Genomic DNA, 10,615 nt, shown 5'->3' with positions numbered 1-10,615 from the left:
GTCGCCCTTGACGAAAGTAGGATCGAGATAGAGTCGCAGGTTCGGCACGCCAATGGCGGCGAGGTGGTTGTACAGCCGCGCCAGGGACAGCGCCGTCTCGGGTTTCTCCGGATCGGCGTCAGCCGGACGCAGAAGCACGTCCTTGCCGCCGTCCACCGCGCGCGCCCGCCCCGAGACATAGACGATGACCTCCGACGGATTTTCTTTCCGCACCAGGTCGCGCAGTTCGCCCTTGGTGTCGCCCGTCTTGCCGAAGACTTCTTCGAGCTCTGCAAGCGTCGCGTTGCGCCCGGCGATGATGCGAAGATCGTCGAGCCCGAGATCGTCCTTCAGGAATCGCACCACGTGCGCCGCATTGCCGATCGCCTGCGGTGCGGCGGGGAGTTCGCTGTTGTCGTAGTCGCCGATGCCGATGACCACCGCCACCGGCATTCCGGTCGGGAGTTTCAACGGAATTGGGGCATCTTTCGTCAGCTCCGCGAGCGTGGGCTTCTTGGGCTTGGCCGGCGGCGCCTCGGGCTCGCCAGTGACCGGCGCGGCCGACGCAGGTGATGGTGGCTCGCCGCTTGCCGGCGGTCCCCCGGTAACCGGCGGCGCTCCACCGGTGACAGGCGGCGGCGGGGGCTGATCGTCAGGTGTCTCGGCGACGCAGTAGCCGTTGTCATTGCCCACCGTTTCTGGCGGGCATTGCGCCAAGCACTCGCCGTTCTGCGGGTGCAGAGGCACGAATGTTCCTTCTGGGCAGCCGCTATGTGGCGGCTGGTCCATCACCGGCGTCCCATCCTCCGGCGGCGCGGCATCATCTGCGGGTGGGGCGCTGTCTGCCGGCGGTGGCGCGCCGTCAGGCGGCGCCTCGCCATTGACCGGTGCTTCGCCATTGGCCGGCGGCCCCTCAGCGACGACGTCAGGCGGCTCCCACGCGACATCAGGCTGACCGGTCTGCACGCAGTAGGCAGGAATGGCGCCGGGCTGATTGTCAAACTGCGCGCAACGTTCCGCCAGGGCGACTTCGCAGGTTGCTCGATCCGGCGTGCCCGGCGGTTGCCAGCTTTCGAAGAAGCCGCCCATGCACCGCTCGATCGCCTCCTCCGGGGTGGCTTCCCACGTCGGCCGGCAAAAGTCACCGACGATCATGCCTCCCGCCCCCGGCAGACCGCCTTGAGCACCCGAGCAATTCGCGGTGCAAGATCCACCGTTGCTCATTACGGCGACTCCCGGACATGGGTCGCGGCATTGACCGCCAACGAAGACTTGGCCTCCCGAACAGGGATTTGCGCATTGACCGTCCTCGCCCCGGGTCTCGCCGGGCGCGCAACCGGCGACGCAACTGTCACCGATGCGATCGTAGCCGTACGGGCACTGCGTACGGCACTGGCCGCCAACGGGGACACTTCCGTCAGGACACGCCGCAAGACACACGCCGCCTGAGGCAAAGGTCCCGGCAGGACATCCTGAAGCGCACACGCCCTGATAGCCAACTTGGCCCCCGGCGCAGGCGGTGAGACACTGGCCGTCACTGCCGAATGTCCCCTCAGGGCATTGGGTCAGGCACTGGCCGTCTGCGCCGGCGAAGGTCCCGGCCGTGCAAGAACACACGCCATCGGTATTGACCTGATTTGCGCCGCAAGGCCGCTCGCGGCAGGCTGCGGACTCGCTCGCATTACCAAACAACCCCTCACCCTCACTGCACTGCTGGTCGACAATGTTCTGGCAAGTCTCCTCTGGCGTCGCCCCGGCGTACTCCGGGGGCAGCTGCGCTCCACCCGATTGCTCTAGCATTTCGACGCAAAACGATTCGAAATCCTCGTACCCGATCTCGGCCACCGGAACGCACGCGCCATCTATGGGCACTTCAGTGCCGAAGTCACAAGCCGGGCCGCATTGGCCGTTATAGTAGGCCTGATCGGCGGCGCATTCCTGCCGGCATCCGCCGCCATCCTCATTAAAGACCGATCCGGACGGGCACTCGCGGCAAGACCCGAAGGAGTATTGGGACCCTTCCAACCCCGCTCGGCAGTACAACCAGCAGCGGTCGTTCTCATCGAACCAGCCTTCGGGACATTCCTCCGGACACATGCTGCCAAGTTGCACGAGGCTGCCCGGGCATTCGTCGCGGCACTCGCCCTCATAGGGAACACGTCCGCTTTGGTAGCAGTCAATGTAGGCGATGCATTGATCATTGTCGTCGAGGACGTCGCCGCCCAGACAGCCTTGCTCGCTGACGGTCACACACTGCCCTTCCGAGGCGGCATAGCCTTCCGGACAGCTCTCTACGCATCGGTCGAAGAGACCCACCAGCTGTCCGGCCGGGCAACTCGCCACGCACTGACCTTCGGATGCAAATAGCCCGTCGGGGCACGATGCCACGCACTGGTCTTGGTGCTGGAAGTAGCCGCCGCTACACTGGTCAACGCACCGTACGAACTCTGTCAACTGGCCTTCGGGACATTGCGGGACGCAATAGGACTCCGGTTCGGTCCCCGTGCTTGCAGTGGTTCCTTCAGGGCATTGCGCCGTACAGGTTCCATCTTCCGTCCGGTACGTGCCGTCCGGACACACCAACGGAGGACACACGCCGTTGACCGCCGCGACATTGGGAGGACAGCTGTCGGCGCAGGTGCCGTCTTCCAACCTGACCTGCTCCCCCGGACATTCGGTGACCGTCTGGATCGTGGGGCCGGTCGTTTCCTCGTCATCGTCGGCAGGCGGCGGTGACGGCGGGGGACCGGGAGGAATTGGCGCAGGCGCGCCTGGCGGTATGAAGCCGGGTGGTCCTCCGCCATCCTCGTCGTCGGGGGCAACAGGCGGACCCTCGACGGCTTCCTCTTCGACCTCCTCTTCTTCGGGACGGCCGCCGGGCACGCCGGGCTGGGTCGTCTCCTGCGTCCCCTGGCATTGCGGCAGTTGCGGGTTCTGCTCGCAAATGCTCCCGACCTTCCCTGCGTCCTCCGGCGCAGGGCCGAGCGATGGCTGCTGGCTGAGCTTGTCGCAGCCGGGATATTTCGGATTGGCGGCGCAGATCTTCTCGGTGGCCGGCGGGGCTTTCTCCTCTGCCGCAGGCTGCTCATCTGGCGGCGGTGGCGGCGCATCCTTCGAACAGCTTGGGTCGTTCGGATTCTGTGCGCAAAACTCGATGTTCTCCTGCTCCTGCTCGCTCGGCCCGGTAGCCGCCGGCGGAGCCGCGTCCTTCGAGCAAGACGGATCGTTCGGATTCTGCGCGCAGAACGCCTTGTTCTCCTGAAGCTGCTCCTCGGTCGGCCCGGTGCTTGGAGCCGTGGTCTCAGCCGGCGCAATCTCTTTCTGGATCGGCACCGTCTCCTTCTTGATGGCCGGAGCGAGCTCCTTCTTGACCGGCGCCAGCTCCTTCTTGACCGGTGCCGTTTCCTTCTTCTTGAAGACCGGCGCCGTGTCCTTCTTGACCGGGGCTACCTTCTTCTTGAAGACGGGAGCGGTCTCTTTCTTGACCGGTGCCACCTTCTTCTTGACGACCGGAGCAGTCTCCTTCTTGACCGGCGCCACCTTCTTCTCGACCGGCGCAGTCTTCTTAAACGTAGTTCCTCCAGTGCCGCCGCCGGTCGCGCCACCCTTGTCCTCCTCCTTCTTGTTGCGCTGCGCGAGGCGGATGATGCGGTCGATCTGCGGCGTGAGCCGGTAGGCGGGATTAGGTCCGTACTGCTTTGTGGGTTCGGCTAGGGGCGGCGGTGGGGAGGTTACAAGCGACCCCTCGCGTGCCGATGGCCCGCCGGTCAGGAGAGCAAGACTTGCGAATGCGGTGACGACCGCCAAACGGCGCAGCCACCGCGCCGTCACTTTCCGCTCTTCCAAACGCCTCCCCAGTGGCCTTCGAACGCTCGGCGCGCCCTAATGGCCGGCTCCGCGAAGGATAACAGGCGGGACCCTCTCAAACCGCTCTTGATTGTGTTTCCGGTCCGCATGCACGCCCTTCCGGTCAAGGTTGAGCGTGAGCTTATGGCCGCTGGGGCCGGACCGTCGTCATACAAATGTATGACGACAGCGGCCTACTTGGTTTTGGCGGTAGCGCCGGTCGACCCCAATAGCCAGCCGAACACGGCCGCGGCGGCGAGCGCGCCGAGAATCTCCGCAACGAGAAACCCGGGCACGTCAGAGGGCGCGATGCCTGCAAACGTGTCGCTCAGGCCCCGGGCAATCGTCACCGCCGGGTTGGCGAACGATGTCGACGAGGTGAACCAATAGGCCGACGTGATGTAGAGGCCGACCGCCGGCGCGAGCGCCGCCATGTTGAAGCGTATGCAGCCGAGAATCGTGGCGATCAGGCCGAACGTCGCCACGAACTCGCCGGCCCACTGGCCGATCCCGGTGCGCGCGGTCTGCGAGAATTGCAGCGGCTCAAGGTCGAACATCAGGTGAGCGACGATGGCGCCAAGGCAACCGCCGACGATCTGCACGGCGATATAGGCGAGCGTGTCAGTGCGGGGAAGCGCGCCGCGGAGCCACATGACGAGGCTCACCGCCGGATTGAAATGCGCGCCGGACACCGACACGAAGATGGTGATGATGACGAACAGCACGGCGCCCGTGGGCAGAGTGTTGCACAGGAGCGCGATCGCCTCGTTCCCCCCGGCGAGCGCCTCGGCCATGATGCCGGAGCCCACCACCGCCATGACCAGAAAGAACGTGCCGAGCGCTTCGGCCGCGAGCCGCCGCGTCAGATCGAACTGCATTGTTCCCTACCCCGTGCCCCCTTCACCACCCCGTCATGCCCGGCCTTGTGCCGGGCATCCAATCGGGCGTCAACGTCAACCTCGGCGTCACGATTCTTGGATTGGCCTCATTGGATGGCCGGGACAAGCCCGGCCATGACGATGACTGGGCATGACAATTTCACGACAGTGTCAGCAACAGCTCGACTTGGCTTTGGCACCTTGCCCTGGCGCGCTCGTCGCGAACGGAAGCGACGTGCCGCAGCCGGGGAAGATTCCGTAATGCGTGGCGAAGCCCCCGACGAAATCGAAATAGGGGCGGAACCGCGTGTCGGCGAGCATGCGCCAAGTGTTGCCGCACACCGGAAACACCTTGCCGCGCTCGATCAGATGATGCCCGTCGAGCTCGAAGGCTTGGGCCTGTTCCGCCACCCCGCCGCGATAGACCACCGCCTGGCCGTAGTCCTCGCACGCGGGCTCCAAACCATCGAGCTTGAACAACCGGTAGGTGGCGGAGAAGAACTGCGCCTGGCCGAGCTTAGCCCGCATCGCCTCGTTCTCCACCGTGATGGGCCGGCTCGTCACGAGGCGCGGGTCGAGGAAGCCGGCTTGCTTGGCCATCGGCAGGAAATCGTTCCAATAGAGCGCGCCGCCCAGACACTCGCCGTAAAGCAGCGGGTCGGCGCGCACCGCGTCGGGAAGCCGCCGGTCGCAATAGACGTCGGCGAAATAGAGTTCGCCGCCCGGCTTCAAGAGCGCGTAGGCGCCGCGCAACACCGCGAGCTTGTCGACGCAGAGATTGATGACGCAGTTCGACACGATCACGTCGAACGTGCCCGGCGCGAGATCGAGCGCGGCGAGCTTCTCGAGATAACCTTTGACGAAGCGCACATTGGGGCGAGCGTAGCCAAACTGCCGCATGTGCCAATCCTTGTGGTTCTCGGCGGTCGCCAGCTGCTCGTCGGTCATATCGACACCGGCGACCTCGCCGTCCGGTCCCACGAGCTGCGCAATGAGGTAGACGTCGCGGCCCGAGCCGGAGCCGAGATCGAGCACACGGCAGCCTTGAAGCGCGGCCGGAATGACGATGCCGCAGCCGTAATATTTGGCGCGGACCTCTTCGTGCACGTTGGCAAGCAGCGCCTCGAGGTAGCCCGGCACCCCGCCGCCGTCGCAACAGGCCGAGGTCTTGAGGTCCTCCGAGCTTTTCAGGACCTTGCCGTAATACTCCTTCACGACTTCGAGGTTCATGGCGTCGCTCCTTGTTCGCGGGCCGGTCCGTGTCAGCACGAGTTTAGCAGCAGTCGCGGGGCTCAGGGAGCGCACGCAGAAGCACAGTTCTGTGAAGGGCCAATGTCATCGCGCGACGCCCCGAAAGCCCGTGGCGAGCACATAGACTTCCGCCGAATCCTGGCGGCTCGCTTTGGGCTTAATGTGCGCGACCTTGGCGAAGCCCTGGCGAAGCCGCGCCAGGAGATCGTGATCGGCGCCCCCTTGCAGCACCTTGGCGAGGAAGGCGCCGCCGGGCTTGAGCACGTCCTCGGCGATGTCGAGCGCAGCCTCGGCCAGCGCCACCACGCGTAAGTGATCGGTCTGGCGGTGGCCGGTCGCCGGCGCCGCCATGTCGGAGAGAACAACGTCGGCTTGGGCGCCGCCGAGCGCGGCTCTGATCGCCGCGCCCGCGTCAGGATCGCTCATATCGAGGCGCAGGAACTCAACACCGGGGATCGGCTCGATGTCGTTGAGGTCGGCGGCGATCACCCTGCCCTTCTCCTCGGCCGCCCCGACCCGCGCCGCCGCCACCTGGCTCCAGCCGCCTGGCGCCGCGCCGAGATCGATCACCGTCATGCCGCGCTTGAGCAGATGGTGCTTGTCGTCGATCTCGGTGAGCTTGAAGGCGGCTCTGGAGCGATAGCCCTGACGCTTCGCCTCCTCGACGTAAGGATCGTTCAGCTGCCTCTGGAGCCAACGGGTCGAGGCGAGCTTCCGCCCCTTGGCGGTCTTGACCCTGACCGTCAGCTTCCGGCTGCCGCCGCCCGGACCGCCACGCTTCGTTGTCCTTACCATAAGTTAACCCAGCAATCTGCCGCACCGCCTTGACCCGGCGCCGCCGCTCGCCCCATGTGCAACCTGTCTACCCTCTAACTCCTGGCACATGCCCCGTTATTTCGTCACCCTGATCGTCGCGGTCGCCCTGTTCATGGAGACCATGGACTCCACGGTGATCGCCACGTCCCTGCCGGCGATCGCCGCCGATCTCGGCGAAGACCCCATCGCGCTGAAGCTGGCGCTGACCTCTTATCTCCTGTCGCTCGCCGTGTTCATCCCGGTGAGCGGCTGGATGGCCGACCGCTACGGCGCCCGCACCATATTCCGCGCCGCCATCGTCGTGTTCACTCTGGGCTCGGCCCTGTGCGGCTTCGCCCAGAGCCTGCCCGACTTCGTCTTATTCCGCATCGTCCAGGGCATGGGCGGCGCCATGATGGTGCCGGTCGGACGGCTCGTCATTTTGCGATCCGTGCCGAAGGCGGAGCTGATCTCGGCGCTCGCCTGGCTGACCATCCCGGCGCTGATGGGACCCGTGCTCGGTCCCCCGCTCGGCGGCTTCATCACCACCGTGTTCTCCTGGCGGTGGATCTTCTGGATCAACATCCCCATCGGCATCCTCGGCGTCATCCTCGCCACCCGCTACATCGCCAATCTGCGCGAGGAGGCGGTGCCGCCGCTCGACATCAAGGGCTTCTTTCTCTCAGGCATCGGGCTCGCCGGCGTCGCCTTCGGCTTTACCACCATCGGCCAGGGGCTGTTCCCGCCGGCGGTGGTGCTCGGCCTGCTCGCGATCGGCATTGTCGGCTGCTTCCTCTATGTGCGGCACGCCAAGCGGGCGGCGGCGCCTCTCCTCGATCTCAATCTTCTCAAGATCGACACATTCTTTGCCAGCGTGGTCGGCGGTTTCCTGTTCCGCATCGGCATCGGCGCCGTCCCGTTCCTGCTGCCGCTCCTGTTCCAGCTCGGCTTCGGCCTGACCGCGTTGCAGTCAGGACTCCTCACCTTCGCCACCGCCGTCGGCGCCGTCGCCATGAAGACCACGGCGGCACCCATCCTGCGCCGCTTCGGCTTCAAGCGCGTGCTGGTGTGGAACGCGGTGGTGGCGGCCGGCTTCACTGCCGCTGCCGCCTTGTTCACCTCCGCCACGCCGCACGTCGTGATCCTTGCCGTGCTTCTGGTCGGCGGCTTCTTCAAATCGCTGCAATTTACCGCCGTCAACTCGATCGCCTACGCCGACATCGACGAGAAGTCGATGAGCAAGGCGACGAGCTTCGCCGGCGTGGCGCAGCCGCTTTCCATGTCGGCCGGCGTCGCCACCGGCGCGCTCGTGCTCGAGGTCGAGCGCATCGGCCGCGCCACTCACGAGGTGCTGGCAAGCGATTTTCCCGCCGCGTTCATTCTAGTGGCTCTGGTGGCGGCAAGCTCGGCGTTGATCTTTGCGCGTCTGCCGAAAGAGGCAGGCTCGAACCTCGCCACCCGCGCCCGCCCCGTGGGCGAGGTCCCCGAAACGGCCGCCCAAACCTAGCGGTTAGCCCGTGCCCGGATGAACGCCGGATCCGCGCCGCCGTTTGTGCGGGCGGGGATTGGCGCGGCGGTCGTGGCCGTCCTCCGCCATGAGCGTGGTGAGAATGCCCTCGCGCAGGCCGCGGTCGGCAACGCGCAGGCGCTGACACGGCCACACCCTGAGCATCGCCTCGAGAATGGCGCAGCCCGCGAGCACGAGGTCGGCGCGCTCATGGCCGATGCAGGGCTGCGCGACCCGCTCCGCATAGGTCATGGCGATGAGATCGCCCGACACGGTCCGGACGTCGCGCGCCGACAGCCAGCAGCCATCAACGCGCGAGCGCTCGTAATGTGGCAGCTTGAGATGGATGCCGGAGATCGTGGTCACTGTGCCGGACGTGCCGAGGAAGTGCGCGCGGTTCGTGGCGATCCTGTCGCCGAAGCGATGCTGCGCCTCGAAGCCTTTGATCGCCGCCATGACGTCCTCGACCATGGCCTCATAGTCCTCGGGTGTGACTTCGCGCCCGCCATGGCGCTCGGCCAGGTTGACGACACCGATGGGGAGCGAGGTCCAGGCCGCAATGCAGTTCTGCACGTCGACGCGGTCATGCAGGGTGCGCTTCCACGTGCGCCCGAGGCGCTTGAGGTCGAGCCAGATGATTTCCGAGCTGCCGCCGCCGATGTCGAACACGAGCGCCCAGTCGCAATTGCGGTCGAGCAGCGACGCGCATCCCGACACGGCGAGCTTGGCCTCGGTCTCGCGGCCGACGATCTCGATGGCAAGGCCGGTCTCGTTGCGCACGCGCCCAAGGAACTCGTCGCCGTTGCTGGCGGTCCGGCAGGCTTCGGTGGCGATCAGCCGGGAACGGGTCACGCCGCGCCGCCGCATCTTGTCGGCGCACACCCTGAGCGCGTCGATCGTGCGTTTCATGGCGTCCTCGGACAGGCGCCCCGAATTCAGTACGCCCTCGCCGAGGCGAATGATGCGGGAGAACGCATCGATGACGAGGAAACCGCGGCGCGATGGCTTGGCGATGAGCAGCCGGCAATTGTTGGTGCCGAGATCGAGCGCGCCGTAGACGGAGCGAAGTGCGGGCTCCACGCCCGCGTCGGTCCTGTCCACGGCTGCCCCAGCGAGGCCTTCGGCCGACGCGCCCGCAAGGGCTCGCGCCTCGATGCGGACCGAAGCCGCTCCCCCGCGATCGCCGGTCTCGCTCCGCATGACGTTGACGTCACGCGAAGGCATGGCAGCCGGGCGGCCATTGCCGCTCGGCCCACTCACGATGTTCAACCTCTTCAAGCCGGGAGCCTGCCGGCACCCATTCGCCCGGCCGGCGGCTGCGGCGCTGATCCAATGTGACTAATCTAACAAGGTCTCGTGACACGTAAAGGTGGATTTCCGGAAGCCCCGGAGCGCGGGCTTTTCGCGGCCTCGGGCGCAAGTGCGGGCAAACCCGCCGCGAGCAGGAGCGCCGCCCAGGTGAAGGCGTAGGAGGTCAAGAGCCAAGTCTGCCACAGGTCGAAGCCTGACGCGGCGACGGCGGCGCAAACGGCGAACAGGCCGCTTGCGGCGATTTCCAGCAACCGCGGCAGCTTGCGCATCTGCCATAAGGCCGCGAGGCCGACCCCGAGAGCGAGAAACGCGCCGATGGCGCCGAGCTCGAGCCAAATTTGCAGAAAGACGTTGTGCGGATGCGGCACGCGCCGACCGTCGGCCTTAGGCGCCGGCTCGCCGAGCGAGCCGAGATCGGCCGGCAGCCGCACGTCCAAGGCCCGAGCGCCACGAATGCCCGTGCCGCCGACCGGATGCTTCGCCACCTCGTCCGCGAAATTCTTCCAGATGTAGAAGCGCGCGGCGACGCTGTCGGGCGGGAGGAAAGTCCAGCGGTTCCACCCGAGCTCATAGGGCAGACCCGCCAGCGGCACAGCGAGCAGTATAGCGGCCGTCCATCCCGCCATGAGCAGCACGCGTGCCGCTTTCAATGATAGCGCGGCGAGAGCGAGCACCGCTGCGCCGACGAAGAACGCCATCACCGAGGTTCCGCTTTCCGAAATGAGCACGCAAGCCGTGGCGCCGAGCAGCAAGCCGGCCAGCACCACGTGCCGCTTGACGCGCTCGGCGAGCGCGGACGCGAACAGCAGGCCTGGGATCAGCAGGAGGACGAGGCTCGTGACGTTGCGGTTGAGGATGAAGGCCGGGAGGCCGGCCAGCTCGCCGTCCACGATCCTCACATTCTTTGGGCCGAGATCGAACAGCACGACAATATTGTTGGTCACGAAGCGCTTGATCGGCTCGTCGAGGGCAAGCTCGATAAGGAGGAACGTAACCCCGACGAGAAGGCCGGCGAGCGCCGACTTGGCGAGAATGCGAGTCTCGTCCG

The 10,615-nt window shown here is 66.2% G+C and carries 6 protein-coding genes and 1 pseudogene; 1 reads left to right on the top strand and 6 read right to left on the bottom strand.

The annotated features are described in order from the left end of the window. The 4 genes and pseudogenes from ACRECX_RS15240 to ACRECX_RS15225 all read right to left on the bottom strand — a co-directional run. Positions 1-3,810 (bottom strand): annotated as a pseudogene (locus tag ACRECX_RS15240) (hypothetical protein); the annotation flags it as partial. Between the two features lie 209 nt (positions 3,811-4,019). Then, positions 4,020-4,703 (bottom strand): MIP/aquaporin family protein, encoded by a 684-nt coding sequence (locus ACRECX_RS15235; protein WP_431559698.1) that lies wholly within the window; start codon positions 4,701-4,703, stop codon positions 4,020-4,022. A gap of 171 nt (positions 4,704-4,874) precedes the next feature. Then, positions 4,875-5,933, bottom strand: a complete 1,059-nt coding sequence (locus ACRECX_RS15230) for a methyltransferase domain-containing protein (protein WP_431559697.1) — start codon at positions 5,931-5,933, stop codon at positions 4,875-4,877. A 105-nt stretch (positions 5,934-6,038) separates the two neighbouring features. Beyond that, a complete protein-coding gene (locus tag ACRECX_RS15225; protein ID WP_431559696.1) occupies positions 6,039-6,749 on the bottom strand; it encodes an RlmE family RNA methyltransferase in 711 nt (236 codons plus the stop codon). Between the two features lie 16 nt (positions 6,750-6,765). Here ACRECX_RS15225 and ACRECX_RS15220 point away from each other — a divergent pair, with 16 nt between their 5' ends. Beyond that, entirely contained in the window at positions 6,766-8,256 is a 1,491-nt protein-coding gene (locus ACRECX_RS15220; RefSeq protein WP_431559699.1) for a DHA2 family efflux MFS transporter permease subunit, read from the top strand. A gap of 3 nt (positions 8,257-8,259) precedes the next feature. Here the strand turns inward: ACRECX_RS15220 and ACRECX_RS15215 are convergent, their stop codons facing one another. Further along, positions 8,260-9,534, bottom strand: coding sequence for a Ppx/GppA phosphatase family protein (locus tag ACRECX_RS15215; protein ID WP_431559695.1), 1,275 nt, complete (start codon positions 9,532-9,534; stop codon positions 8,260-8,262). A gap of 65 nt (positions 9,535-9,599) precedes the next feature. After that, positions 9,600-10,615: O-antigen ligase family protein (locus ACRECX_RS15210; protein WP_431559694.1), on the bottom strand; the 1,016-nt coding region annotated here is incomplete at its 5' end.

This window comes from Methyloceanibacter sp. (genome assembly GCF_050726195.1).
In the GTDB taxonomy this organism is placed as follows: Bacteria; Pseudomonadota; Alphaproteobacteria; order Rhizobiales; family Methyloligellaceae; genus Methyloceanibacter.
The sequence above is the reverse complement of the archived record's forward strand: the minus strand, read 5'-3'. Positions and strand labels throughout refer to the sequence as shown.

Excerpts from the sequence above, each read along its gene's own strand:
- ACRECX_RS15235 (WP_431559698.1), bottom strand. The coding sequence starts at position 4,703 with ATGCAGTTCGATCTGACGCGGCGGCTCGCGGCCGAAGCGCTCGGCACG.
- ACRECX_RS15230 (WP_431559697.1), bottom strand. The coding sequence starts at position 5,933 with ATGAACCTCGAAGTCGTGAAGGAGTATTACGGCAAGGTCCTGAAAAGC.
- ACRECX_RS15225 (WP_431559696.1), bottom strand. The coding sequence starts at position 6,749 with ATGGTAAGGACAACGAAGCGTGGCGGTCCGGGCGGCGGCAGCCGGAAG.